Source organism: Cupriavidus necator, assembly GCF_016127575.1.
Lineage (GTDB): Bacteria > Pseudomonadota > Gammaproteobacteria > Burkholderiales > Burkholderiaceae > Cupriavidus > Cupriavidus necator_D.
This window is the reverse complement of sequence record NZ_CP066018.1, coordinates 3187849-3212710: the sequence shown is the minus strand read 5'-3', so window position 1 is coordinate 3212710 and position 24862 is coordinate 3187849. Positions and strand designations below refer to the sequence as shown.

General features: G+C 65.5%; 22 protein-coding genes and 1 pseudogene. 8 read left to right on the top strand and 15 right to left on the bottom strand.

Features of this window, described 5'->3' with window-relative positions; genetic code table 11:
• Positions 1–138 precede the first annotated feature (138 nt).
• Positions 139–1404, bottom strand: coding sequence for an alpha/beta hydrolase (locus tag I6H87_RS15040; protein WP_231881351.1), 1266 nt, complete (start codon positions 1402–1404; stop codon positions 139–141).
• Between the two features lie 291 nt (positions 1405–1695).
• Here I6H87_RS15040 and I6H87_RS15035 point away from each other — a divergent pair, with 291 nt between their 5' ends.
• Positions 1696–2877: an efflux RND transporter periplasmic adaptor subunit gene (locus tag I6H87_RS15035; RefSeq protein ID WP_011615528.1), complete on the top strand. Its 1182-nt coding sequence runs from the start codon at positions 1696–1698 to the stop codon at positions 2875–2877.
• Position 2878: 1 nt separating this feature from the next.
• Positions 2879–5995: an efflux RND transporter permease subunit gene (locus I6H87_RS15030; RefSeq protein ID WP_011615529.1), complete on the top strand. Its 3117-nt coding sequence runs from the start codon at positions 2879–2881 to the stop codon at positions 5993–5995.
• Between the two features lie 31 nt (positions 5996–6026).
• Here I6H87_RS15030 and I6H87_RS15025 read toward each other — a convergent pair whose 3' ends face one another.
• The gene (locus tag I6H87_RS15025; RefSeq protein ID WP_011615530.1) at positions 6027–6311 is read right to left on the bottom strand and encodes a hypothetical protein; all 285 of its coding nucleotides are present in this window, start codon (positions 6309–6311) and stop codon (positions 6027–6029) included.
• 301 nt (positions 6312–6612) lie between these two features.
• Between I6H87_RS15025 and I6H87_RS15020 the strand changes: the two genes are divergently transcribed.
• Together I6H87_RS15020 and I6H87_RS15015 are read left to right on the top strand one after the other, a co-directional pair.
• Complete coding sequence (locus tag I6H87_RS15020; RefSeq protein ID WP_010810575.1) at positions 6613–7296, top strand: heavy metal response regulator transcription factor; 684 nt, start codon at positions 6613–6615, stop codon at positions 7294–7296.
• Entirely contained in the window at positions 7293–8711 is a 1419-nt protein-coding gene (locus tag I6H87_RS15015) for a heavy metal sensor histidine kinase (protein WP_011615531.1), read from the top strand. The genes I6H87_RS15020 and I6H87_RS15015 overlap by 4 nt, the downstream gene beginning before the upstream one ends.
• Positions 8712–8729: 18 nt before the next feature.
• Here I6H87_RS15015 and I6H87_RS15010 read toward each other — a convergent pair whose 3' ends face one another.
• Entirely contained in the window at positions 8730–9647 is a 918-nt protein-coding gene (locus I6H87_RS15010; protein ID WP_011615532.1) for a LysR family transcriptional regulator, read from the bottom strand.
• Between the two features lie 244 nt (positions 9648–9891).
• On the opposite strand from I6H87_RS15010, the gene I6H87_RS15005 reads away from it, so the two are divergent.
• Positions 9892–11655, top strand: a complete 1764-nt coding sequence (locus I6H87_RS15005) for an ABC transporter ATP-binding protein/permease (protein WP_011615533.1) — start codon at positions 9892–9894, stop codon at positions 11653–11655.
• Positions 11656–11699: 44 nt separating this feature from the next.
• Positions 11700–11807 (top strand): annotated as a pseudogene (locus I6H87_RS34320) (magnesium transporter CorA); the annotation flags it as partial.
• A gap of 34 nt (positions 11808–11841) precedes the next feature.
• Here I6H87_RS34320 and phbB read toward each other — a convergent pair.
• The 4 genes from phbB to I6H87_RS14985 form a co-directional block, all read right to left on the bottom strand.
• Complete coding sequence (gene phbB / locus I6H87_RS15000; RefSeq protein ID WP_041687420.1) at positions 11842–12585, bottom strand: acetoacetyl-CoA reductase; 744 nt, start codon at positions 12583–12585, stop codon at positions 11842–11844.
• 243 nt (positions 12586–12828) lie between these two features.
• Entirely contained in the window at positions 12829–13386 is a 558-nt protein-coding gene (phaP3, locus tag I6H87_RS14995) for a TIGR01841 family phasin PhaP3 (RefSeq protein ID WP_011615535.1), read from the bottom strand.
• 364 nt (positions 13387–13750) lie between these two features.
• Positions 13751–15829 (bottom strand): copper-transporting P-type ATPase, encoded by a 2079-nt coding sequence (locus tag I6H87_RS14990; RefSeq protein WP_011615536.1) that lies wholly within the window; start codon positions 15827–15829, stop codon positions 13751–13753.
• Positions 15830–16456: 627 nt separating this feature from the next.
• A complete protein-coding gene (locus I6H87_RS14985; protein ID WP_011615537.1) occupies positions 16457–16894 on the bottom strand; it encodes a YciI family protein in 438 nt (145 codons plus the stop codon).
• A 153-nt stretch (positions 16895–17047) separates the two neighbouring features.
• Between I6H87_RS14985 and I6H87_RS14980 the strand changes: the two genes are divergently transcribed.
• Complete coding sequence (locus tag I6H87_RS14980) at positions 17048–17413, top strand: ArsR/SmtB family transcription factor (protein WP_011615538.1); 366 nt, start codon at positions 17048–17050, stop codon at positions 17411–17413.
• A 55-nt stretch (positions 17414–17468) separates the two neighbouring features.
• Here the strand turns inward: I6H87_RS14980 and arsB are convergent, their stop codons facing one another.
• From arsB to I6H87_RS14940, 8 genes are all read right to left on the bottom strand, one after another.
• Positions 17469–18545 carry an ACR3 family arsenite efflux transporter gene (gene arsB, locus I6H87_RS14975; protein ID WP_010810566.1) on the bottom strand — a complete coding sequence of 359 codons (1077 nt, stop codon included), beginning with the start codon at positions 18543–18545 and terminating at the stop codon, positions 17469–17471.
• A gap of 16 nt (positions 18546–18561) precedes the next feature.
• Positions 18562–19056: an arsenate reductase ArsC gene (locus tag I6H87_RS14970; RefSeq protein WP_011615539.1), complete on the bottom strand. Its 495-nt coding sequence runs from the start codon at positions 19054–19056 to the stop codon at positions 18562–18564.
• Between the two features lie 13 nt (positions 19057–19069).
• Positions 19070–19564, bottom strand: a complete 495-nt coding sequence (locus I6H87_RS14965; RefSeq protein ID WP_011615540.1) for an arsenate reductase ArsC — start codon at positions 19562–19564, stop codon at positions 19070–19072.
• A 9-nt stretch (positions 19565–19573) separates the two neighbouring features.
• Entirely contained in the window at positions 19574–20056 is a 483-nt protein-coding gene (locus tag I6H87_RS14960) for an ArsI/CadI family heavy metal resistance metalloenzyme (RefSeq protein ID WP_011615541.1), read from the bottom strand.
• A gap of 13 nt (positions 20057–20069) precedes the next feature.
• Entirely contained in the window at positions 20070–20387 is a 318-nt protein-coding gene (locus I6H87_RS14955) for an ArsR/SmtB family transcription factor (RefSeq protein WP_010810562.1), read from the bottom strand.
• A gap of 118 nt (positions 20388–20505) precedes the next feature.
• The gene (locus I6H87_RS14950) at positions 20506–21201 is read right to left on the bottom strand and encodes a hypothetical protein (protein WP_010810561.1); all 696 of its coding nucleotides are present in this window, start codon (positions 21199–21201) and stop codon (positions 20506–20508) included.
• A 100-nt stretch (positions 21202–21301) separates the two neighbouring features.
• On the bottom strand, positions 21302–22690 hold the full coding sequence (locus tag I6H87_RS14945; RefSeq protein WP_011615543.1) for an alkaline phosphatase: 1389 nt from the start codon (positions 22688–22690) through the stop codon (positions 21302–21304).
• A gap of 26 nt (positions 22691–22716) precedes the next feature.
• Positions 22717–24168 (bottom strand): alkaline phosphatase, encoded by a 1452-nt coding sequence (locus tag I6H87_RS14940; protein WP_011615544.1) that lies wholly within the window; start codon positions 24166–24168, stop codon positions 22717–22719.
• A gap of 227 nt (positions 24169–24395) precedes the next feature.
• Here I6H87_RS14940 and I6H87_RS14935 point away from each other — a divergent pair, with 227 nt between their 5' ends.
• Complete coding sequence (locus I6H87_RS14935) at positions 24396–24794, top strand: hypothetical protein (RefSeq protein ID WP_010810558.1); 399 nt, start codon at positions 24396–24398, stop codon at positions 24792–24794.
• Positions 24795–24862 lie beyond the last annotated feature (68 nt).

Here is a 24862-nt window from a genome sequence, read left to right as displayed (position 1 = left end):
TCCGCGTTATCGTTGTTTGCCGCGATGGCGGCGGGTACTTCATGTTAGAGGCTGATGCGCCGTGGGACAGGCCCGGGTTTTCCTCCATGCGGCGGAGCCGGGCGCGGACTGCCGGTGGCTTGCCTGCCTTGCATTCGCCTACATCGCCTGCGGGCTGCTGCCGTTGTCGTCCCGCGTCATGCGCTGCGTTTCTGGCGCACGGTCGCCGGCACGCAAGTCCGCGCCGGCGAAAACCCCCGCGATCACCTCGCCTTGCCAGGAGAAATAGGGATTGAACGTCAGCCGCGCATGCACCTTGCCGGCTTCGCGATAGCCCCAGTCCGAATACCACACGGCCTCGCCACGCTCGCAAGCCCGCGTCGCCAACTCATCCTGCCCGTTCCAGCAGATGCGCAGGCGGCCCTGTTCCCCGTACAGCGGATTCGCCGGCGAGAACAGCAAACCCATATGGGAGAACTGGCTGATCCGCAATTGCGGCAGCGTATCGCCACGCACCAGCACGCGGCCGCTGTCCGCCGTGGTTTCCGGCCTCTGGCCATACCAGATCAGGCGGCTTGCGGGATGCGTAAACCTGTCCTGGAACACGGTCAGCAAATAGCGGGTATCGAGCACCGAATCGTGCTGCGCCACCGCCATGAAGACCGGCTTGTCGTAGGCCCCCTGCTCCAGCCGCAGGCGCGCCGCGCGACTGCTGCGGTAGAACTGGGCGAAGCCGTTGGTTGGCACCGTCATGTAGCGCACGGCGTTCTGCATCGGCCGGCGCCCGTCCGGCTCCAGCAGCCATGGGCGGATCCAGCCAATCAGCGGGGTCAGCCAGTCGTAGCGGCTGTTGGACTGGAATGCCGGTGAAAACAGCACCAGCCCCGCCACGTCCGGGTGAGCGTAGGCGTATTCAAGTGCCAGGTTGGCGCCAGTGGAGAAGCCTCCCAGGTAGACCTGCCCGACATCGCGGCGCAGCACCTCGGCCTGCTCCCGCACCACGCGCTGCCAGTCTTCCAGCGTCACGTCCAGCAGGTCCTCCGGCCGGGTGCCATGACCGGGCAGCAGCACGGTCCTGACCAGGAAGCCCTGCGCGGCGAGCTGCCGGGCGAGGTCATGGAACGACCACGGCGAATCGCCAAGGCCGTGGATCAGCAGGATGCCCTTCTCCGGCTTCGTTCCGGCACGGGACAGCGCCGGCAGCCATTCGCCGGGGCCGTTCCACGCGAGTTCGGCTGCCTTGTCGGCAAGCTGGAAGTGGCGCCGCGCCTGCAGCTGGCTGAGGGTTTCGCTACGGTAATCGCTGAAGCTCGCGCGCGCGGGCAGCGAGCCGCCGCTGCCGATGCCGGCGCACGCTGCCACGGTCAGTGCCATGGCACCCAGCACGGCCCTGGCTGCGTTCAGCTTGTTGCGGTTGGATCTCAACCTGTCCTCCACATCGTCTGCCCTCACTGGCAGCGTCGCTGCCGTGCGCCAGATTCCGGGCATGATGGCCCGGCCCTGCCAATCGATAAACCGCGTAGCTTAGCTGCCCGCAGCCAACGGCGTGCTGACAGGCAACTGGCAAAGCCGTCAGCAAGCACGCTGCGACTACCGCATGCGCGCGCGCCGCGGCCTTCCTGACAGCCCTGACAGGCTGGCGTCACCGTTCCAACCGCCTCCGTTGGCTATAAACCAGCATGCCAATGACTTGTGGATCCGGCGGGTCCGACTGCCATGCCTGCGTTCTCCCTCACCTCCTATCTGCTCGCGGCGCTCGGGCCTTATGCGCGACGGTTGTGGTTTGCAGCCGCGGCGCTCTGCGTGCTCGCGCTCGGCACGCTCGGCCTGGTCCGGCGCAGCCAGTCCGATGCGCCCCCACCGCCGCCACCGCCTGTTCCTGTGCGCGTGGCGCGCGTGGAGGCACGCGACGTCGCCCGCCAGGCGGAAAGCGTCGGCACCGTCCGGCCCTTGCGCGACGTGGTGGTGCGCACGCAGATCGACGGCCAGCTGATGCGCCTGCATGTGCGCGAAGGCCAGCAGGTGGCCCGCGGCGAGCTGCTGGCCTCGCTCGATGACCGGCCGATCCAGGCCGCACTGGGTCAGGCCCGCGCCACGCTGGCGATGAACCTGGCGCAGCTGCGCGCGGCCGAGCTCGACCTTGGGCGCTACCGCACGCTGATCGCCGCCGATGCCATCCCGCGCCAGACGCTGGACCAGCAGCTCGCCACCGTCGAGCAGCTGCGCGCCACCGTGCAGGGCAACCGCGCCGCTATCGTCGCCGAGGAAGTGCGCCTGTCATACACCCGCATCCGCTCGCCCATCGCCGGGCGCATCGGCTTGCGCAACGTCGATGAAGGCAACCTGGTGCGGGTCGGCGATGCCGACGGGATCTTCACCGTCACGCAGCTGTCGCCCATCACCGTGGAATTCACCATGCCGCAGTCGGCGCTGCCGGTGCTGCAACACCTGAGCGCCGGCGGCGCGAACGCGGCCGTGCACGCGCATGCACGCGACGGCGGCGCGCCGCTGGCGCAGGGGCGCCTGCTGGTGATCGACAGCCGCGTGGGCACCGGCAATGGCGCGGTCCGGGTCAAGGCCGAGTTCGACAACCGCGCCGGCGAGCTGTGGCCGGGCCAGTTTGTCGCGGTGCGGCTGCACACCGGGCTGCTGCGCGATGCGCTGGTGGCCCGGCCCGCGGTGCTGCGCTACGGCGAACAGGACCAGCCTTATGTGTTCCGCGTCAGGCCGGACAACACCGTGGAGATCGTGCCCGTCAGCGTGCGCTACCAGGACCGCCAGCAGGTCGTGCTGGAGGGCGTCGCCGCCGGTGACCAGCTGGTGTCGGACGGCCAGTCCCGGCTGCGCGCCGGCAGCCGCGTCTCCGTGCCGATCGCAACCCCGGCCCCGAGAGCCTGAAGTGAAATCATCCTCTTCGCTATATGGCTGGTGCATCGATCACCCGATCGGCACCGCCTTGCTGGCTGCCGCCCTGGTGCTGCTGGGTGCGGCCGCATATTTCCGGCTGCCGGTGGCACCGCTGCCCGAAGCCGAAGTGCCAACCATCCAGGTCAACGCCCTGCTGCCCGGCGCCAGCCCGGACACCATTGCCTCGTCGGTTGCCACACCGCTCGAAGTGCAGTTCAGCGCAATCCCCGGCATTGCCGAGATGACTTCGACCAGTGCGCTGGGCTCGGTCACCATCGTGCTGCAGTTCACGCTGGAGACCCGGCTCGACAGCGCCGTGCAAGAGGTACAGGCGGCCATCAACCGCGCCACCAGCCGGCTGCCGCCGGACATGCCGGCAATGCCGACCTGGCGCAAGGTCAATCCCGCGGACAGTCCGGTGGCGATCCTTGGCATCACCTCTGACACGCTGCCGCTGACCGAAGTCAGCGACTACGCCGAGCGCGTGCTGGTGCGCCAGCTCGGGCAGCTGCCGGGCGTGGGGCTGGTCAACGCCACCGGCCTGCGCCGCCCCGCGATCCGTGTGCAGGCCTCGCCGGCGGCGCTGGCCGGCGTGGGCCTGACGCTGGCCGACGTCCGCGGCGCAATCCGCGCGGCCAGCCGCAACGCGCCCAAGGGCGCGCTGTACGGCGAGGCGCGCGTCAGCACGCTGGAGACCAATGGGCAGTTGCTGGAACCGGACGACTATCGCGAGCTTGTCGTGGCCTGGCGCAACGGCGGCCCGGTATTCCTGAAAGACGTCGCGCGGGTTGCGGTCGGGCCTGAAGACGCCTACGTCAATGGCTTTCCGAATGGCCGGCCGGGCGTGGCGCTCGCCGTCATGCGCCAGCCCGGCGCCAACATCGTGCAGACCTTCGATCGCATCAACGAAGCGCTGCCGTCCCTGCGGCGTGCCTTGCCCGCCGATGTCCGCGTGGAGATCCTGAACGACCGTACCCGCACCATCCGCGCCTCGCTGCACGAGGTCGAGCTGACCCTGCTGATCGCTGTGATGCTGGTGATCGGCGTGATGGCGCTGTTCCTGCGCGAGTGGTCGGCCACGCTGATCGTGACGGCGGTGCTGGGCGTGTCGCTGGCGGCCACCTGCGCGGCGATGTACCTGATGGGGTTCAGCCTGAACAATCTCACGCTGGTGGCGGTGGTGGTGGCGGTCGGCTTTATCGTCGACGACGCCATCGTGGTGGTGGAGAACATCCACCGCTACCGCGAATCCGGACTCGGCCTGCGCGAGGCCGCGCGCCGCGGCGTGGCCGAGGTCGGGCCCACGGTAGTGTCGATCGGCCTGTCGCTGGTGGCGGTGTTTATCCCGTTGCTGTTCATGTCCGGGGTCGTGGGCCGCCTCTTCCGCGAATTCGCGCTGACCTCGGCGATGGCGATACTGATCTCGGTGGTGGTGTCGCTGACGCTGGCGCCCGCGCTGGCGGGCATCGCCATGCGCAAGGCGCATCACGATACGGGCGCGCGCCAGGCGGACCTGTCCACGTGGCTGGGGCAGCGCTACGCAGCCGGGCTGCGCTGGTGCCTGCGGCGCCAGGCGCGCGTGCTGGCGGTGTTCGGCCTGACGGTATGCGCCAGCGTGGCAGGCTTCGTGCTGATCCCCAAGGGCTTCTTCCCGCTGCAGGACACCGCATTCGTGCTGGGCACCTCGCAGGCGGCGGCGGATATCCCCCATGCGGACATGGTCGCCAAGCATCGCGCCCTCGCCGACATCATCGCTGCCGACCCGGCCGTGCTGACGGTCACCCATTCGGTCGGCATGACCGGCGGCAGCCAGACCCTGGCCAACGGCCGCTTCTGGATCGTGCTCAACGACCGTTCCGACCGCGACGTCTCGGCCAGCGGCCTGATCGACCGCCTGCGGCCCAGGCTGGCCGCGGTGCCGGGCATCCGGCTCTACCTGCGCGCAGCACAGGACATCAACATCGGCGCGGGGCAGCCGCGGGCCCAGTACCAGTACGTTCTCAAGGGCAACGAAACCGCCGAGCTCTATGCGTGGTCGCAGCGGCTCACCAGCGCGCTGCAAGGCGAGCCGCTCTACCGCGACCTGTCCAGCGACCTGCAGCTCGGCGCCAATGTCATCCGCATGCGCATCGACCGCGCGGCGGCAGCGCGGCTGGGTCTCACCTCAGCCGATATCGACGAGGCCCTCTACAACGCCTTCGGGCAGCGCCAGATCAACGAGTTCCAGACCGACACCAACCAGTATCAGGTGGTGCTTGAAGTCGACGACGACGGGCGCGGGCATATCGAGACGCTGCAGTCGTTCCGCCTGCGATCCCCGCTGTCGGGCGAGATGGTGCCGCTCGCCGCGGTGGCGAGCATCGCGCCGCCGGGCGCCGGGCCGGTCTCGATCCTGCACCACGGCATGCTCCCTGCGGTCAACCTGTCTTTCAACCTCGCGCCGGGCGCACCGCTGGGCGATGCGGTGGCACGGCTGGAGCAGGTACGGCAGCGCATCGGCATGCCGGCCGCCATCCAGGGCACGTTCCTGGGTTCGGCCCAGGCGTTCCAGGAGGCCCTGGCCGGGCAGCCCTGGCTGATCCTGGCGGCGCTGCTGGCGGTCTACATCATCCTTGGCGTGCTCTACGAAAGCCTGGCGCATCCGCTGACGATCCTGTCCACGCTGCCGTCGGCGGCCATTGGCGCGCTCGCGCTGCTGTGGCTGGGCGGGTTCGACTTTTCCATCATGGCGCTGATCGGCGTGATCCTGCTGATCGGCATCGTCAAGAAGAACGGCATCCTGCTGATCGATTTTGCGCTGGCGGCGCAGCGCACCCGCGGCATCAGCGCCGGCCAGGCGATCTACGAGGCGGCGCTCACACGCTTGCGCCCGATCATGATGACCACGCTGGCCGCATTGCTGGGCGCGGTGCCGCTGATGCTGGGCTTCGGCACCGGCGCGGAACTGCGCCAGCCGCTGGGCGTGGCCGTGGTAGGCGGCCTGCTGCTCAGCCAGGCGCTGACGCTCTTCACCACGCCAGTGGTCTACCTCGCGCTGGACCGGCTGTCCCGCTATCGCCGGCCCCTGGCGGCGGTGCCGGGCGCTGCCACACCTAATGGCAGGCCGTGATGGCTGCATGGGTGGTGGTGGGCTGCGGGGCTCAGCCGTTCGCGTCAGCGGGCCGTGGCTCGCTGCGCGCGCCGTCCGTGTACGTGTCGCGCGGTTCACGCACCCGGGCGCCGTCGCTGTACACATCGAAGCGGCCCTTGGCTGTCGCCGCGCTGGCCGCGCCATCGGTATACGGGTCAACGGCCCGCGGTGCAGCCTTGGCCGACAACGAAATGCTTGCGCCGACCATCATCAGCAAGGTCGGGATCAGGGCGCGCAGCAGCGCGGAACGGTGGCCTGTGCTGTCGTGGTGGTGGGATCGCTTGGGTGAGGTCATGGAAGGACTCCTGTGCAAGTGGGAAAACCGGCCCGGCCGGGCACGCATGGAGTCTAGGGAGCGCAGCCGACGCCACCCTGACGCAACGCTGACAATTGCGTCAGGCTGGAGCGGCGGCGCGTCTTCAAACAGTCTTTTCCACCAGTGTGAACAAAAGCGGCACGTGCTCCTGTCATGCTTGCGGAGCGCGCGCCGCAAGGCCTGGCCGCACAGCTTCGGTGCGGCACCGGGAAACTGACAGGATTGACAGGTTGGAGCCGCACACATCTTCTATATTGTTTAGATTCCGAGGATTGGACCAATGAAACTCTTGCTGGTCGAAGATGAGATCAAGACGGTCGATTACCTGCGCCGCGGCCTGTCCGAGAATGGCTACGTAGTCGATACCGCGCACAACGGCGTGGACGGCCTGCACCTGGCCTGTACCGAGCCCTACGACGCGATCGTGCTCGACGTGATGCTGCCCGCGCTGGATGGCGTCTCGGTGCTGAAGTCCCTGCGCCGCGAGCAGCAGACCCCGGTGCTGATGCTGACCGCGCGCGACGACCTGGATGACCGCCTCAATGCCTTCGATGCCGGCGCCGACGACTACCTGTCCAAGCCCTTCTCTTTTCTGGAGCTGCTGGCGCGGCTCAACGTGCTGACGCGGCGCGGCCGGCAGACTGAGCCGTCGCAGCTGACCGTGGGCGATCTGCGCATCGACCTGCTGTCGCGGCGCGCCACGCGCGGCACGCGGCGCCTGGAACTGAGCGCACGCGAATTCACGCTGTTGTCGGTGCTGGCCAGGCGGCAGGCGCAGATCGTGTCCAAGACCGCGATCACGGAACTGGTCTGGGACATCTCGTTCGACTGCAACACCAACGTGGTCGAAGTTGCGGTCAAGCGTTTGCGCGCCAAGCTGGACTGGCCCGGCGAAGCCAAGCTGCTGCATACCATCCGCGGCATGGGTTACGTGCTGGAGCACCGCGACGGATTGAGCGCATGAACCGGCAACGCTCGATCGCGGCGCGGCTGGCCGCCATGTTCGGGCTGGCGGCAGCCCTGGTCTTCACCGTCACCGGCATGGTGCTGTACCGCGTGCAGTGCGTGGAACTGGAAAAGCGCCAGCTCGGAGAGATCCGCGCCCGCTTCGACCTGGCCGGCACCAAGGCCGCGGGCCTGGGCACCGAAAAGCAATGGGAGCACTTTGCCGCCATGCTGCGCACCCTGACGCCGGCCGATCACAGCGTGCGCTACTTTGTCGAAAGTACCGACCGCCGCTTCGACTACGGCGAGCCCTTCCCGCGCGAGGCCGACACCAGCCCGCGCGCACCCGACGTGTGGGCGGTGGAGTTCGGCGACCACCGCTTCCTGATGCTGAAGCGCCGCATCCCGGCGCTGAATGATCGCCCCGAGGTGGCGCTCGCGGTCGCGGTGGACCAGGCGGCATTCTTCGAGACCAGCCGCACGCTTGGCATCGCCCTGGTGATGTCGTCGGTGCTCGGCGTGATCGCGGTGAGCCTGCTTGGCTGGCGCATTGCCAAGTCCGGCCTGGCGCCGATCGAGCGCCTGTCGCAACATGCCGGCGCGCTCGACCCCAAGCAGCTGGAGCACCTGCCCGACGCCGACCTGCCCGCCGAGCTGGGCGGCCTGGTGCATGCCTTCAACGGCGCGCTCGACAAGCTCGAGCACGCCTACCAGCAGCTATCCGCCTTCAATGCCGACGTCGCGCACGAACTGCGCACGCCGCTGGGCAATGTCATCGGCCAGACCCAGGTGGCGCTGTCGCGCCCGCGCAGCACCGAACAGCTTGAAGAGATCCTGCAGTCCAACCTGGAAGACCTGGAGCGCCTGAGCCGCATCGTGATCGACATGCTGTTCGTGGCGCAGTCCGACCGCGGGGCGCTGGCGCGCGACCTGGTCGAGGTCTCGGTCGCCCAGGAAGTCCGGCGCAGCGCGGACTTCCTCGACATGCTGTTCGAGGAAGCCGGCGCCACGCTGCACGTGACCGGCGATGCACGCGTGCGCGTCAACGTCTCGCTGCTGCAGCGCGCGCTGACCAACCTGATGAGCAACGCCCTGCAGCACGGCCGGCCCGGGCGGCCGGTGACGGTCACGATCGCGCAATCGGCGGACACGCTGACCATCGCCGTGCGCAATGAATCCGATCGCCTGCACACGATCCGGCCCGAGCGGCTGTTCGATCGCTTCTACCGCGCCGACGCCGCGCGCAGCGACAGCCGGCAGAACCACGGACTGGGGCTGGCCATCGTCAAGGCAATCGCCACCATGCACGGCGGCAGCGTGTTCGCGCAGGTGCAGGCGGACGCGATCCGGATCGGCATGACACTGCCGGTCAGCGAGCCGGCGCAAGCCGCACCCGCGCCGGCACGGCCGCTGCCGCGCCCCGCGGCGGCCTGATTGCGCCGTGTTGATGCCTCAGGCCGCGCCCCGGAGCGGCCCGAACCGCTCCACGTACAACCCCGCCACCCAATCGACAAACACCCGCACCCGCGGTGCCAGCTGCCGGTGGAACGGATACCGCGCCGACACCGGCAAGTCCGGGCAGGGCCAGGCCTCAAGCACCGGCACCAGCCGTCCCGCGCGCAGGTGCTCTTCCACGCGGAAGCGCGGCACCTGGATCAGGCCGCAGCCGGCCAGCGCCGCGCTGGTATAGCACTCGGCATCGCTTACCGAGATCCAGCCGCGCGCCTTGAACTCCTGCACCTCGCCATCGACGGTCAGCGTGAAGGGATAACGGCGGTCATGGTTGCGCGAGAAGAATCCCACGCCGATGTGCTGTGCCAGCTCCGACGGGTGTTCCGGTTTGCCATGCGCGGCCAGGTATGCGGGGCTGGCGCACAGCACCTCCGGCATTTCCGCCAGCCGCCGGGCCACCAGCGAGGAATCGCGCGGCTGGCCGGCACGCACCACGCAATCGATGCCCTCCCCGGCCAGGTCGACCAGCCGGTCGCCGCTGCTGACGATCAGGTCGATATGCGGATAGCGCTCCCGGAACTCGCCGATGCGCGGCAGGATGATCATGGTGGCGTGGGTGCCATGCAGGTCCAGCCGCAGCGTGCCGCGCGGGTTGGCCACCTGCGTGCTGAGCGAGGTCTCGGCGTCTTCCAGGTCCTGCAGCACGCGCTTGCTGCGCTCATAGAACGCCTGCCCGTCCAGCGTGGGGCGCACCTGGCGCGTGGTGCGCTCCAGCAGGCGCGCGCCGACGCGGGCCTCAAGTTCCTTGATGGCGTGCGTGGCGGTGGCGCGTGGCATGTCCAGCGCGCTGGCGGCGCCGGTGAAGGAGCCCAGTTCCACGATCCGGGTAAAGAGTTGCAGCGCGTCGAAGCGGTCCATGCGGAGGGGCTGTCATAGCGGAAAGGTCACTTCCGGATTGGAATCAGGTTCCGGGCGCGCGTCAAGCCAGATCTCCGCTCGCCTGTCCGGGGTCGGGTCCTTGACTGCGGGCAGGGACCACGAATCAGCCAGGCATCGATGCTGCTAGCCTATATTTCATTAATAGTCTTCTGCCGTTCTCCCACGTGTCCCGTGCCGGGCCATGTGGCGAGTATGCAATCCGGTTAGTGCTGGGAGATGGGATATGAGCGCCGTTCCTGAGTCGCGGGTCACCGGCACCACTTCGGCCCCAGGGAAACGTCCCGTCACTTCCACCCGGCATGTGTGGACCCGATACTGGGCCATTGCAAAACTTTACTGGTTCTCGCGGGAAAAATGGAAAGCCTCCGGCTTGCTGGTCCTGCTGATCCTGCTGCTGTTGGGCCAGACCCAGACCGAGGTACTGATCGTCCAGCAAACCGGTGAATTCACCTCGGCCCTGGCAGCGCAAGACGCGGATCGTTTCTGGGCCTCGATCAGGAAGTGTCTCTATATCCTGATGGTTGCCGTCCCCATCTACGCGGTCTATTACTACCTGAGGAACAAGCTGAGCCTGCTCTGGAGACGCTGGCTGACGCATCACTATCTGGACGGGTATTTCAAGGGCCGGGTCTACTACAAGCTCAATTCAGATGCCGCGATCGACAATCCGGACCAGCGCATCGCCGAGGACATCAATACCTTCACGCGGCAATCCCTGTTCTTCCTTTCAATCGGTATCGGCGCGCTGCTGCAGCTCATCGCCTTCAGCGCCGTCCTGTGGTCGATCTCAAGAGAGCTGGTCTACTTTCTTGTCATTTATGCCATTGCCGGTACATTTGTCTCCATCTTCTTCTTCGGCCGCGTCCTGATCGGCCTGAACTTCTTCCAGCTAAGGCGGGAGGCGGATTTCCGCTTCAGCCTGATCCGGGTGCGTGAGAACGCCGAGTCCATCGCTTTCTATCGCGGCGAGGCGCTGGAGTCATCCCATGTGAGAGGCCGTTTTGGCAAGGCCTTCCAGAATTTCGACCGGCTCATCAAGTGGCAGCTGAGCCTGAACATGTTCCAGTATGCCTATGGCTTCCTGACCATCCTGCTGCCCAGCGCCATCGTCGCTTCACGCGTGCTTTCCGGCGAGCTTGAAGTCGGCAGCGCCATCCAGGCGGCCGGCGCGTTCGCCGCCATCCTGAACGCGCTGACCGTGATCGTCGACAACTTTGAAGACCTGAGCCGCTTCGTGGCGGGGCTGGATCGACTGGACACATTCTCCATCTCGCTGACCGGGACGGCAGCAGCCTCCGTGAAGCCGGCCACCACGATCGAGTCCATCCATGACTCCCGCCTGGCGCTGGAACATGTGACCTTGCGCACGCCGAATCAGGAGCGAACGCTGGTCACCGACCTGACGCTGTCGGTCAACCCGGGAGAGGGCCTTCTTATCGTCGGCGCCAGCGGCGGCGGCAAAAGTTCGCTGATGCGCGCGATCGCCGGATTGTGGAACAACGGCACGGGATGCATCGTGCGGCCAGTGCCGCAGGAAATGCTGTTCCTGCCGCAGCATCCTTACATGGTGGTCGGCAGCCTGCGCAGCCAGTTGCTATACCCGAACCACATCGGCCAGCGGATCCCTGACGAGGAGCTTCTGAAGCTGCTGGAAGCGGTCAACCTGAAGGACATCGCCGGCCGCTTTGGCGGCCTGGACACGGAAGTGGACTGGGGCAAAGTCCTGTCCCTTGGCGAGCAGCAGCGGCTGACCATCGCCCGCGTACTGCTGTCAAAGCCGCGCTATGTCATGCTGGACGAAGCGACCAGTGCCCTGGATATCAGCAATGAGGAAGCCATGTACCAGTTGCTGGCCGACATGCAGTCGACGCTTGTCAGCGTCAGCCACCGGCCCACGCTGCTGAAGTTCCACCACCAGGTGCTGGAACTGCCCGGGAACGGAAAGTGGTGGCTGCATCCGACCAGGGACTATCGCTTTGGCTGGTAGGCATCCGGCCCGCCCCCAACCATCATCGTGCAGTGCTAACGTCGAACGTCGCCCAAATCGAGGACCAGTTGCTGTCGCAGCGCCTGCAAGGCAACCGCGCCGACCTGGGTTCGATGCGGCGCGGGCCGGTGCGGCTGCAACGGGCCCGCGCCGCGCATTCGCCTGGCGGCGCCTGGCCCAGCACCCTTACTGCATGTGCTGCCCGCCATTGATGGCGATATTGGACCCGGTCACGTAGGCCGCTTCCTCCGAGCACAGGTAGGCAATCAGCGCTGCGACTTCTTCCGGCTTGCCGACGCGGCCGACCGGAATCTGCGGCAGGATCTTGGTCTCCATGATTTCCTTGGGCACGGCGTTGACCATCTTGGTGGCAAGGTAGCCCGGAGAGACGGTGTTGACGGTCACGCCCTTCCTTGCCACTTCCAGCGCCAGCGACTTGGTGAAGCCGTGCATCCCGGCCTTGGCGGCGGCATAGTTGGTCTGGCCGAAGGCGCCCTTGGATGCGTTGACCGATGAGATGTTGATGATGCGTCCCCAGCCGCGTTCGACCATGCCTTCGCAAAGCGGCTTGGTGAGATTGAACACCGAGTCGAGATTGGTCCGCATCACGGCGTCCCAGTTCGGCTTGTCCATCTTCTTGAAGGCCATGTCGCGGGTAATGCCGGCGTTGTTCACCAGGATATCCACGCGGCCTACGTCAGCCAGGATCTGCGCCGCGCAAGCCTGGCAGGCATCGTAGTCGGATACATCCACCTCGTAGGCACGTATCTCGCGGCCGCCGGCGGCCATCGCGGCAAGCCAGTCCTGGGCGGCCGCATTGCCCGGCGAGTGCGTCACCACCACCGCATAGCCTGCGTCGTGCAGCTTGATGCTGATGGCTTCTCCCAGCCCACCCATACCACCTGTTACCAGTGCAATTTTCTTCATCATCCTGCCTGCTTCATTCTCGTAAAGTTGAAAGACCCCTGCCTTGCCGGGACGGGCTCTTGCCTGATTGTCCCGAGCACATTCCCGCTGCCCTGGCGCGGACAAAGCGAGGGCGAGCCGGGCCGGATGACTCCGGGCCCAGCTTGTATACCGATGCGGGAAGATTGGCGTCGCAGTGCTGTGGCCTGCAAGCCTGCGATCTATGTTCAGCGCGCTGGCCTGGCCTGCTTGGCCAGCCGCACGCCGTTATTGCTTGGAAGCGCGGGGCGCCGCCTGCTGGGCCGCGCCGGAGGCCGCTGCGGCGGTCTTGGCAAAGTTGGCCTTGGCGACTTCAGCCGTCTGCTTCGCGGCGTCCTGGAAGGATTGAAAGGTGCTGCTGGCGGCTGCAACGCTCGATTGCAGCAGCGCGGTGATCGCTTCAGACCCGGCTGGCGCGTTCTTCACGAAGTTGTCAACGAAGGCTTGCACATTGCGGTTGTGCTGTTCGTACTGGCCCTCGACTGCCTTGGTCAGCTCCACCTGCGTGTTCGATGCGATTTCGTACACATGGCGTGCATATGCAACCGCCTTCTCCGCGGCAGGCTGTGCCAGATTGCCCTGCACGGCGAACACTTCACGCAGGTCCTTTCCGGCCAGCACCGCTTCGATATTGCCCTGGCCTTCGGCAAGCGTCGTCCTGACTGCCTGCAGGTTCAACTCGGTCAACTTCTGGAAGCCGTCAAAAGCCATGTTCGTCAGCGCGAACAGTTGGTTCAGACTGGACTTTTGCACTGCAGCAAATTGCTCGGGCATAAAAGGGGACATGCAAAATCTCCTGTGGATTGATCGAACGGATTCGCGCAACAGATTGCAACGTGAATCCGCTTCGGTTTGGCTTCCGGATTGACAGCGCCACCAATCCTGCAGCGCAGCATCCGAGTGCGAATCCTAGAGGGTTTCCTCTAATTTGATCCCTAGGTATATACCCAAAAAGTCTTTAAAACAGGACAATAAAAGTGCATCGTACGTCTCTAAATTTACATGTGCTTACGCAGAAATGTTGCAGTGCATGACATGTGTAGGGCGCACTTCACCCCAGACGCTTGGAACGGATCTCTGAATACAGCAAGGGGAAAATGGAAATGAGCCCTGAGCGGCCACACAGGGCAGCCCGAGCTGCCGGTATGCCTCACGTCGCAGCCTTCCTGAGCCGCAACGCATTGGTAATGACCGAGGCAGAACTCAGGCTCATCGCCAGCGCCGCAATCATGGGCGACAACAACAGGCCTGTCATTGGATACAGAACGCCCGCCGCCAGCGGAACGCCCAATGCGTTATAAACGAACGCAAAACCGAGGTTCTGCTTCATGTTTCGAATGGTCGCTTGCGAGAGTTTCCGGGCACGGGCAATCCCGCGCAAATCCCCCTTGACCAGCGTGACCTGAGCGCTGTTCATCGCGACATCAGTGCCCGTGCCCATGGCAATACCGACGTCGGCCTTCGCCAGCGCCGGCGCATCGTTAATGCCGTCGCCCGCCATCGCCACCACCGCGCCTGCCTGTTGCAGCGAACTGACAAGTTCAAGCTTGTCCGCCGGCTTCACCTCGCCGTGGAACTCGTCAACGCCAAGTTTCCCGGCCACCGCCTTCGCCGTCGCAATCCCGTCGCCGGTCGCCATCACGACACGGATACCTTCTCCCCTGAGATGCGCCAGCGCCTCCGGCGTGGTGGCCTTGACCGGATCCGAAACGGCGAGCAGGCCAGCAAGCTTGCCATCGACGGCAAGATACATCACGCTGGCGCCTTGCGCCCGCAGCTCATCGGCCTGCGCCACGAGCGGATCGATGGGAACGCCTTCGGCTTCCATGAGCGCAGTATTCCCGATCGCGACCTTGCTGCCTCCCAACTTGCCTCTTACCCCAATCCCGGAGCTCGACTCGAAGCCCTCCGGCTTTTCCAACTGCAGGCCGCGCTCACGGGCTGCTGCAACAATCGCGGCAGCCAGGGGATGCTCGCTGCCCTGATCCAGGCTGGCAGCTAACCGCAGCATGTCCTCCTCGGCATAGCCATTGGTGCCGATCGCGCGCTCAAAAGCCGGCCGACCCTCGGTAAGCGTCCCGGTCTTGTCGACAATCAGGGTATCGACCTTGCGCAGGTTCTCGATTGCAGCGGCGTCGCGGAACAGCACGCCGCTGGAAGCGCCCTTCCCGCTTGCAACCATGATGGACATCGGCGTGGCGAGACCCAGCGCGCACGGACATGCGATGATCAGCACCGCGACGGCATTGATCAGTCCGAACACCCAGCTCGGCTCGGGGCCGAAGAGTCCCCACGCGACAAAGGTCAGCACCGCAATGCCGATGACACCGACGACGAAGACGCCGGCAACCTGGTCGGCCATCCGCTGCATCGGTGCCTTCGATCGCTGCGCTTGCGCCACCATCTGGACAATCTGGGACAGCACGGTCTGGGAGCCGACCTTTTCGGATTGGATGACAAGGCTGCCCGAAGTGTTCATCGTGGCGCCGATGACGCGGTCGCCGACGCGCTTGGTGGTCGGAATGGGCTCGCCAGTGATCATCGATTCGTCGACCGCGCTGGTGCCTTCCGTTACCACGCCATCGACCGGCACCTTCTCGCCGGGCCGCACGCGCAGCAGGTCGCCCACGTGGACATGGGCGAGCGGCACGTCCTCTTCGGCGCCGTCGGGACCGATACGCCGCGCCGTCTTGGGCGCCAGTCCCAGCAGCGACTTGATGGCGGCGGAAGTCTGGGAGCGGGCCTTGAGTTCAAGCAACTGACCCAGCAGCGTGAGGGAAATGATCACCGCCGCTGCCTCGAAGTAGGCACCGATACGGCCATGCTCGGCGAACACCTGCGGAAATGCGCCAGGTATGACGGTCGCAATGACGCTGTAGACATAGGCCGCACCGGTGCCGATTCCGATCAGCGTCCACATGTTCGGACTACGGTTGACGATCGAGTGGAAACACCGCACAAAGAACGGCCAGCCTGCCCACAGCACCACAGGCGTCGCCAGCGCAAGCTCGACCCAGCTCTGGGTCGACACCTCCATCCAGCCAAGACGATGCCCGAACATGGCCATGACGAACACCACACCGGTGAGCGGTAGCGTCCACCAGAAGCGGTGACGGAAATCCACCAGCTCGGGGTTCTCGCCTTCATCCAGTTCCGGCAACAACGGTTCCAACGCCATGCCGCACTTGGGGCAGTTGCCGGGATGATCCTGGCGGATCTCCGGGTGCATGGGACAGGTATAAATCGTTCCCTCGGCAGCGGGCTGCGCCGCCCCGGCTCCAGTGCCAGCCGGTTCATGAACATGGTCATGGTGATGCGCATGCTCGTGATGAACAGGACCGGACTGGTCCTGAGTCGAGCCATGTGCACCGGCGCTGTGGCGGCCAGGCTCGGTTGCATCGCGTTCGTTGCTTGTCCTGTTCATCCTGGCTGCTTCCTTCAGTTGTCGGGCCGGGCATCCACTGCGTCATCCGGCGTGCCTTTTACCTTCATGACACGCTCATGATGCGAAGACGACGGCCATTCGCGGTGGGACGTCCATGTCACGCCTGATGACCCCAGCCTAGAGGTTCCCATCGTTGGAAGGTCAAGGCCAAGGAAGCACGGGACTGTGCTCAAAGGCCAACGCGCCTCGGTCCAGGATCAGTTGGCCGCCAATGAGACGTCGCCTTCAGGGGCGAGGTCAGCCGCCGAAGAGATGACTACGGTCGATGGACGCGCACACCTTTTGCATTCGGCGCGCCCCGCAAGAGGACACCCAGGTCTACGGTGCTCCATGCCGTGGAGATGGACAACGCCGAAAGAACCAGCGTTGGGCGGCGAGGCAACCGCCTTGCCCTGTGCGTTTGGGCTCCCGTCAGCGCGCCTTGTTCGCAAGCCCTTCAACTTCAGCGCGCAGCCGCTCTTCCTGCTCCCGCAGTTCTGGCGTGAATTCAGCACCGAAGTCCTCGACCTCGAACAGCGGGCGAATTTCGATTTCGGACTCGCTTTCCATGGGATTGGGGCAGCGCCTGACCCATTCGACAGCCTCATCCATTGACTCGACTTGCCACAACCAGAACCCGGCAACGAGTTCGCTGGTCTGCGGGAACGGCCCGTCCGTCACAGTCCGCTGATCGCCCGAAAAGCGCACCCGCTTTCCCCTTGCGCTAGGGTGCAAGCCCTCGCCCGCAAGCATGACGCCCGCCTTGACGAGCTCTTCATTGAACTTGCCCATTGCCGCAAGCAACTCCGTGCTTGGCATCTTGCCGCTTTCTGATTCGCTCGTGGCCTTCACCATCACCATGACACGCATTGTGGTTCTCCTTGAAGGAATCGTTGGCGCCACAAGACCCCGAAGCGGGAACCGCCGCGGCGGCGGGCGCCGGAAGCAGGATCCAATCAGAATAGTTGAATTCGACGGCACCTGACTTGCGCGGACCGCGCCAGTACCTCTACAGTTCGACCAATGAAGAATGAAACCGCCGTAGCAGCGCTCGCTGCACTTGCCCAGGATTCCCGATTGGCGATCTTCCGCTTGCTGGTCCAGGCCGGCCCGGACGGCGTCAGCGCGGGCCGGATCCGCGAAGCGCTGGGTGTCGCACCCGCGACGCTGTCCTTCCATCTGAAAGAACTGGTCCACGCGGGTCTCATCAAGAATACGCAGGAAGGCAAGTTCGTGATCTACCGGGCGCAATTCGAGACGATGAACGCGCTCATTGCCTTCCTGACGGAACATTGCTGCCAAGGCAATCCGCAGGGCTGCGGCGTGCCGGAAGTGGCATGCAAGCCGGCGGCCACCAAAGGCCGCGGCGTCTCGACCGAAGCGGCCTGAGCCATGGCAGCCCGAGCATCACGGCCGCCGGGATCGGAGTGCCTTGGGGCGGGCGTCAGGCCTTGCGCCCCGCTTCATACCAACCTTGGGTCCGATTGACGATGCTGACCACCAGCAGCATGACCGGCACTTCAATCAGCACGCCGACCACCGTTGCCAGCGCCGCCCCGGACTTGAAGCCGAACAGGCTGATGGCCGTCGCCACGGCCAGCTCGAAGAAATTGCTGGCGCCGATCAGCGAGGACGGGCCCGCCACGCAATGCGCCACACCCAGTTTCCGGTTCAGCAGATACGCCAGGCCGGAGTTCAGGAACACCTGGATCAGGATGGGCACGGCCAGCAGCGCGATCACCAGCGGTTGCTCGATGATGGCCTGGCCCTGGAACGCGAACAGCAGCACCAGCGTCAGCAGCAGCGCGGCGATGGAATAAGGACCGAGCTTGCCCACGACCCGCTGGAAATGCGCCACGCCCTTGCTCAGCAGCAGCTTGCGCAACACCTGCGAAATCGCCACCGGCACCACGATATACAGCGCCACCGACGTCAGCAGCGTATCCCACGGCACCGTGATCGACGACAGGCCAAGCAGCAGCGCCACCACCGGCGCGAACGCCACCACCATGATGGCATCGTTCAGCGCCACCTGCGACAGCGTGAAATACGGGTCGCCCTTGCACAGCTGGCTCCACACGAACACCATCGCCGTGCACGGCGCCGCGGCCAGCAGGATCAGCCCGGCGATATAGCTGTCGAGCTGCTCGGCGGGCAGCATGGGCGCAAACAGGTGCCGCACGAACAGCCAGCCCAGCAGCGCCATCGAGAACGGCTTGACCGCCCAATTGATGAACAGCGTCACACCGATGCCGCGCCAGTGGGATTTCACCTGGCCCAGTGCGCCGAAGTCGATCTTCAGCAGCATCGGGATAATCATGATCCAGATGAGGATGCCGACCGGCAGGTTCACCTGGGCGTACTCCATGCTGCCGATCGCCTGGAACGCGCCCGGCATCGCCTGCCCCAGCGCAATCCCGACGACGATGCACAGGGCCACCCAGATGGTCAGGTAGCGTTCAAAGAAGCCGATGGCGGGCTTGGTCGAAATGGGGGCGTGGGTGGTTGCGTTCTGATTCATTGGAGTTCCGGCGCCTTCAGTTCTTCGCGATCGCGTTGAGCGCGTCCTGCAGCTGCGCATTGCTCATGCCTTCCAGCGGCAACGCCAGCAGTTGCAGCATGCGGTAGCCAATGGCCTCGCGCGTCAGCTCGAATGCCAGGCGCTTGCCCTCGTCGCCGCCCAGGGCGTTGGACGGATCGGCATAGCCCCAGTGCACCTTGACCGGGCTGCCCGGCCAATATGGGCACTGTTCCGCCGCGGCGCTGTCGCAGACCGTGATCACGATCCGCATTTCCGGCGCGTTGTCGCCGACGAATTCGTCCCAGCTTTTGCTGCGGTAGCCGCTCACGTCGACGCCGGCACTGGTCAGCGCTTCCAGTGCGAACGGGTTCAGGCGCCCGCTCGGTGCGCTGCCGGCGCTGAAGGCGCGCACATCCTTGCCGAGCTTGCTGGCCCAATGGTTGAGCATCCCTTCGCTCAGCACGCTGCGGGCAGAGTTGTGGGTGCACAGGATCAGAACGTTTGTAGTCATGGACAGTAAAGAGTCAGCGTTGGCCGATGTCCCGTACGGCCTGTTGCAGGCCTACGGCATCCAGTTTATCGATGGGGAGTGCGAGCAGGTACTCGATGCGTCGCGTGAGGATTACCGCCGCTTCGCGGACCAGCTTTTGCCTGCGCTCGTCCGATACTTCACCGGCTGCAGGATCCGCCACGCCCCAATGCGCGGTCATCGGCTGGCCCGGCCAGACCGGGCAGAGTTCACCGGCGGCCTTGTCGCACACCGTGAACACGAAGTGGAGCGCCGGGGCGCCATCTCGCGCGAATTCGTCCCAGCTCTTGCTGCGGAACCCGCCGGTCGGAAGACCCAGCTTTTCCAGCGCTTCCAGCGCGAACGGGTTCACCACGCCAGTCGGGTGGCTGCCTGCCGAATAGCCGCGGAAGCGGCCTTGGCCAAGATGGTTCATCAGTCCCTCGGCCAGGATCGAACGGGCCGAATTGCCGTTGCAGACGAAGAGAACGTTGTAGACGCTGGCGCTCATGGCGAGTCCTTAGCAGCACGACGAGTTGGAGTTCACTGCAATTCCGATCGGCTTGCCGCGCGGGGCACGCGGTGCACAGCAGGCGGAGCCTTCGGCGGACGCCGCTTCAGCCTTGCCTTCACCAAATACCGGGACGTTGCCCAGCGTATGGAAGTGCTCCCATGCAATGCCCTGCGGATCGGTGACCCAGTGCTTCTCACTGCGGGCATAGCAGCAAGTGGTTTCACCCTGGTCCAGCAGCGCCATGTCGGCCGCCTCGGCGCGCGCTTTCAGTTCAGCAAGCTCGGCGGCGTCATCGGTCTGGAAACCGAGATGGTCGACGCCCGTCCCCTGGCCGCGCGTGGAGATCGCGAAGTTGATGCGCGGATCCTCGAGCATCCATTTGGCGTAGTCGCTCTCGACTCGCGTCGGTTCAGCGGCAAAGAGCTTCGAATAGAAGGCAATGCTCTTGCCAAGGTCGTCGACATGGACGTGAACGTGAAAGCGCTTCATCGGAACATCTCCATCAGCAGTGGCAGGGAACCGCCGCTTTGTCCTCGACACCTTCGCAGCAATTGGCGGTCAGGTAGCCGAGCAACGCACTCATATGCGCGAAAGCGGCGCGGTAGATCAGGTTGCGTCCGTCCCGCTCCTGCGTCACCAGGCCGGCGTGTGCCAGTTCCTTCAGGTGGAACGACAGGGTGGCCGCAGGCACGTCCAGCCGCTCGGCCATCGCGCCGGGCGTCATGCCACCCGGGCCGGCGACGACCAGCATCCGGAAGACCTGGAGGCGCAGCCCGTGGGCCAAGGCTGCAAGGGAGCGGACAACATCATATTCTTCCATATTTCTACAATACTAGAAATATAGGATTGATGCAATGCCTGATCCGGTGAAGCGCCGCTGGCACCCTGCCCGTCGTCCGAGTTGTCCAGAGGACAACCGCGCCTGCGATAGCCGCGGACTAGTCCATCAGATCCGTGTACTCACCTTTCGCATAGGGCCGGGTGCGGTTCCACGGAGCGGGTTGCGGCAAGGCAGCGGCGGTCACCCGCGTGATCTTCTTTTGCGTGCCGCTGGCATTGCGCGACTGGACCAGGCGCGGATATTGGCCGGCCACGTCCCACTGGACCGTCACCTGTTCATCGCCGCGCTTCGCGCGGTACTCCTGCACACCGCCGCGTGCAGGACCGCTCGCGCTCATGGTCTTGAGCGCTGCCGGATCCAGCAGGTGGTAGGCGGTCGCCCATGAGCCGTCGAAGCCGATGTTGCCGTATTCGGCCGGGCTGACTTCGAAGGTCTTGCGCATGGCGTCGCTGACCAGCCGCACCGACAGCTTGCCGGACGGCTGCCGCTCGATCCAGCGCGCGGCGGCCGACATGTCCATGTGCTTGTGGCCCTTGTCTGCCTTGGCGTGCTCGGCTTCGTCGTGCGCCCCGTGCGGGATCTCGCGCTCGATCCAGACCGTGCCGCCCTCGCGGTAGACACGTTCGGTGAAGTAGATGTCGCGGCGCACGCCGTCGGCCCCGAGCGCCGACAACTCATGCTGCACGCGCAGCGCCAGCGGGCCGGAGGCCTTGGACGGTTCCGCCGCCACGGCAGTGAAGGCTGCCGAGACCAGCAGCAGTGCGAGGACGGGAGTGGCTTGCTTGGTTTTCATGAAATCCGTTCAGAAAGCGAAAATGCGCACGCCGGCAACCGGCGCGCGCATGGCATCAAAAGACCCTGTGCTCAGTCGTGCAGCAAGGCCGCGGCCGGCATCACAGGCCCAGCGCGGACTTTACGACGCTGAACACCTTGGTGTTGTCGATGGTGCCCTTGAGCGCGGCGTTGCCCGGCCCCGTCGAGAACAGCATCACATCGCCGCCGCCGTGGGTTTCCGAGCCCGGCGAGCCAAGGTTGACGCCAACTTCCTGCAGATAGCCGTCGGCCGTGGTGTCCACCAGCGCGGGGTTGTCGCGCGGGGTCTTGCGCGGACCGCCGCCGTTGCCGAACACCAGCGTGGTGTAAGGCAGGCCGTCGGCCGCCGTGGCCGGCTGCCTGGTCTTGATGTCCGTTGCCGTGCCCAGGATCGGGTTGCCGCGATGCGAGTAGCCGTTGATCGTCATCGTATGGTCGTGGTCGGCAGTGACCACGATCATCGTGTTCGACAGGTCCACCATCGACAGCGCACGCTTGATGGCATCGTCAAACGCGATCGTGTCTTCCAGCGCGCGCTTGGCGTTGGTGCCATGCAGCGCATGGTCGATCCGGCCGCCCTCCACCATCAGGAAATAGCCGTTGCCGTTCTTCTGCAGGATGCGGATGGCCTTCTCGGTCATGTCGGCCAGGCTGGGCTCGTCGACATTGTTCTTGACGCGGTCCAGCTCGTAGTTGAGGTGGTCCATGTTGAACAGGCCGAGCAGCTTGCTGGTGGATGCCGGGTCAACGGCCTTGAACGCGGTGCCGGTGGTCACGTAGGTGTAGCCCGGGAACTGCGTGGTCAGGTCGACGCCATCGGTGCGCTTGCCACCCGTGACGCTGTCGGGCAGGAACTGGCGGCGGCCGCCGCCAAGCAGCACGTCCAGGCCATCCTTGAGCGCGGTGTTGTAGCCGGCGTTGCCGGGCGTTGCCTGCGCGGCGATATTGTTCTCGCCGTCGCGGTGGCAGACGTGCGAGAAAGTGGCCGCCGGCGTTGCGTGGGTCACGCGCGTGGTGGTCACCGCGCCGACCGACTTGCCGGCGGCCTTGGCCAGTTCCAGCACGGTCACGACCGGCGCGCCGTTGCCGCTGGGACAGGTGCTGTCGCCGGCGCTGGTCACATAGGCCTTGCCGGTGCCGTCGCTGGCCTTGGTATCGGCCGACATCGAGATGACCTCGTTGTTCATCTTCACGCCGGTCATGTAGGCCGCCATCGACGGTGCGCTGTCGGTGGTCTGCGCGTCGTTCGAATACGTCTTCACGCGCGCGGTGCGCTTGAGCGACTCCATGTTGAGCTTGCCGGTCTCGCCATACTTGTAGATGCGCGAAGCGGTGACGGTGGTCGGGCCCATGCCGTCGCCCAGGAAGAAGATGACATTCTTGGCCTCGCCCGCGGCTTGCGCAGGGAGAGCAATGCAGGCGCAGGCAGCCGCAAGTGCGGACAGGCCGGTACGAATGATGAGTTTCATGGCGTTATTCCGTCAGCGATAGTGGCTTAGAGGCCGATGGCCGTCTTGATCAGGCCGAACACGTCGGTGTTGTCCATCACACCGGCGAAGGATTCGGCACCGTTGCCCAGTGCGCCGATAAAGACATCGGTGCCGCCATGGGTCTCGCCACCCGCCGCCGTCGGGATCGCGGCTTCCTGGTGATAGCTCTTGTCGTAGACCTGTGCATCGGTCAGCGCGGTGCGCGTGGCCGGGCGGTTCTCGCCGGTGCCGAAGCCGATAATGGTGAAAGGATTGCCGCCGGAGTCCGTGGACAGGGCGCCGGTCACGTAGTTCTTCAGCAGGCCCAGCACGCCGGGGTTGCTGTCGCTGGTGGGGCCGGTGCGCTTGGCGTAGCCGTTCAGCACCAGCGTGTGGTCATGGTCGGCGGTGACGACGATCAGCGTGTTCTTCAGGCCCGGGTCGATCACGTTGAGCTTGTCGATCGCGGTCTTGATCGCGGTGTCGAAGGCCACGGTGTCCTGCAGCGCCTTGCGCGCGGTGGTTTCATGCAATGCGTGGTCGATGCGGCCGCCTTCCACCATCAGGAAGAAGCCCTTCCTCTTCGCGGCAAGCACGTCGATGGCCTTGCCGGTCATCTCCGCCAGGCTCGGTTCATCGCCGGGCACGCGGTCCAGGTCGTAGGCCATATGGCTGGACGTGAACAACCCTGCCACCTTCTTCGCGCTGGCGGCGTCGATCTTGTCGAACTCGGCCTTGCTGGAAACGTAGGCATAGCCGGCCTTGGTCAGCTCGCCGACCAGGTCGCGGCCGTCGGTGCGGGCGCCGCCCGCGGCCTTGTTCTGGAAGTGCTTGCGGCCGCCGCCGAAGATCACATCGACGCCATCACCAAGCGCGCTGTTGTAGCCAGCGCCGTGCGGCACCAGTTGCGCGGCGATGGTGTTCTCGGCGTCGCGGTGGCACACGTGCGCGTAGGTCGTGGCGGGGGTTGCGTGCGTGATGCGGGTGGTGGTGACCACGCCGGTGCCGTAGCCTGCCGCCTTCATCTGCTCGAGCAGCGTCGGCACGCTCTGGCCGTTGCCGGAAGCCGGGCAGGTGCTGTCCGCGCCGGACAGGTAGTCCTTGCCGCTGGCGTCGAAGGCATTGGTCTCCGGCGTCATCGAGATGACTTCGTTGTTCATCTTGACGCCAGTCATGTAGGCCGCCATCGACGGCGCACTGTCGGTCACCTGCGCGTTGTTCGAATAGGTCCGGATAAACCCGCTCTCGGGGAGCGTATCCATGGTCAGGTCCCCATCCTCGCCGACCTTGTAGATCCGCGCCGCGGTCATGGTCGTCATGCCCATGCCGTCGCCAAGGAAGAACACGACGTTCTTCGCCGGCGCGGTGCTGCCGGCAGCCGGCGGCTGCGTGACCGGCGCATTGTTGTCATCATCGCTGCCGCACGACGCTACGGCCAGCGCCAGCAGCGGGGCTGCCAGTATTGAAAGACGCCTCATATTTCCTCCCCGTTGGTTTTGGCGGGAGGATGCACGACGAATATTTCGGCACCGTGACGTGTCACAGGACGGCATCGTTGCCGCTGCAGGAAAACATGCGAAAGTGCAGCATCAGGCCGTTCGCTATGTTCGCGAACGGCCCACCTGTGCGGCAAGCTGCCGCAGTAGCGATGCTGCCTGGTGGCGCCGAACACTGATATATTGTCGCCAAAACAGGCACCGCTCTCGTGAGCAAATCGCATCGCCGGCCATGGTTCGCCGGCTTCCTCCTCGTTGTCTTCCTGGCAGCCCAGCTGGCAGTGGCGGCGTACGCCTGTACCGGCAGCCGCTACCAGGCGGAACACAGCGGCACGATGGCGGCGATGACCGAATCCTGCGCCGATATGGCCGCCAGCGACACCCAGCAGGACATCGACCAGAGCGGGCTTTGCCTGGCGCATTGCCAGGCCGATTCCAGGAACGCCGACCATGCTTCGCCGCAGCTTCCGGCCTTCATGCCGGTGCTGATGCGCGTGCTTGAGCCAACGCGCGTGGTCCTGGCGGAGGTTCGCGTTGGGCTGCGCGCCGAGGCAGAGGCGCGCGCACCGCCTCCCCTCACCGTCCTTCACTGCAGTTTCCAGACTTAGCCTCCGGCTCGACGTCACCTGGTGCTGCCTGCTTCCATGCGGGCAGCAGTCGTCGTCCCTGGAGGCTT

Excerpts from the sequence above, each read along its gene's own strand:
- I6H87_RS15035 (WP_011615528.1), top strand. The coding sequence starts at position 1,696 with ATGCCTGCGTTCTCCCTCACCTCCTATCTGCTCGCGGCGCTCGGGCCT.
- I6H87_RS15025 (WP_011615530.1), bottom strand. The coding sequence starts at position 6,311 with ATGACCTCACCCAAGCGATCCCACCACCACGACAGCACAGGCCACCGT.
- I6H87_RS15020 (WP_010810575.1), top strand. The coding sequence starts at position 6,613 with ATGAAACTCTTGCTGGTCGAAGATGAGATCAAGACGGTCGATTACCTG.
- I6H87_RS15015 (WP_011615531.1), top strand. The coding sequence starts at position 7,293 with ATGAACCGGCAACGCTCGATCGCGGCGCGGCTGGCCGCCATGTTCGGG.
- I6H87_RS15010 (WP_011615532.1), bottom strand. The coding sequence starts at position 9,647 with ATGGACCGCTTCGACGCGCTGCAACTCTTTACCCGGATCGTGGAACTG.
- I6H87_RS15005 (WP_011615533.1), top strand. The coding sequence starts at position 9,892 with ATGAGCGCCGTTCCTGAGTCGCGGGTCACCGGCACCACTTCGGCCCCA.
- phbB (WP_041687420.1), bottom strand. The coding sequence starts at position 12,585 with ATGATGAAGAAAATTGCACTGGTAACAGGTGGTATGGGTGGGCTGGGA.
- phaP3 (WP_011615535.1), bottom strand. The coding sequence starts at position 13,386 with ATGTCCCCTTTTATGCCCGAGCAATTTGCTGCAGTGCAAAAGTCCAGT.
- I6H87_RS14990 (WP_011615536.1), bottom strand. The coding sequence starts at position 15,829 with ATGCACCCGGAGATCCGCCAGGATCATCCCGGCAACTGCCCCAAGTGC.
- I6H87_RS14985 (WP_011615537.1), bottom strand. The coding sequence starts at position 16,894 with ATGCGTGTCATGGTGATGGTGAAGGCCACGAGCGAATCAGAAAGCGGC.
- I6H87_RS14980 (WP_011615538.1), top strand. The coding sequence starts at position 17,048 with ATGAAGAATGAAACCGCCGTAGCAGCGCTCGCTGCACTTGCCCAGGAT.
- arsB (WP_010810566.1), bottom strand. The coding sequence starts at position 18,545 with ATGAATCAGAACGCAACCACCCACGCCCCCATTTCGACCAAGCCCGCC.
- I6H87_RS14970 (WP_011615539.1), bottom strand. The coding sequence starts at position 19,056 with ATGACTACAAACGTTCTGATCCTGTGCACCCACAACTCTGCCCGCAGC.
- I6H87_RS14965 (WP_011615540.1), bottom strand. The coding sequence starts at position 19,564 with ATGAGCGCCAGCGTCTACAACGTTCTCTTCGTCTGCAACGGCAATTCG.
- I6H87_RS14960 (WP_011615541.1), bottom strand. The coding sequence starts at position 20,056 with ATGAAGCGCTTTCACGTTCACGTCCATGTCGACGACCTTGGCAAGAGC.
- I6H87_RS14955 (WP_010810562.1), bottom strand. The coding sequence starts at position 20,387 with ATGGAAGAATATGATGTTGTCCGCTCCCTTGCAGCCTTGGCCCACGGG.
- I6H87_RS14950 (WP_010810561.1), bottom strand. The coding sequence starts at position 21,201 with ATGAAAACCAAGCAAGCCACTCCCGTCCTCGCACTGCTGCTGGTCTCG.
- I6H87_RS14945 (WP_011615543.1), bottom strand. The coding sequence starts at position 22,690 with ATGAAACTCATCATTCGTACCGGCCTGTCCGCACTTGCGGCTGCCTGC.
- I6H87_RS14940 (WP_011615544.1), bottom strand. The coding sequence starts at position 24,168 with ATGAGGCGTCTTTCAATACTGGCAGCCCCGCTGCTGGCGCTGGCCGTA.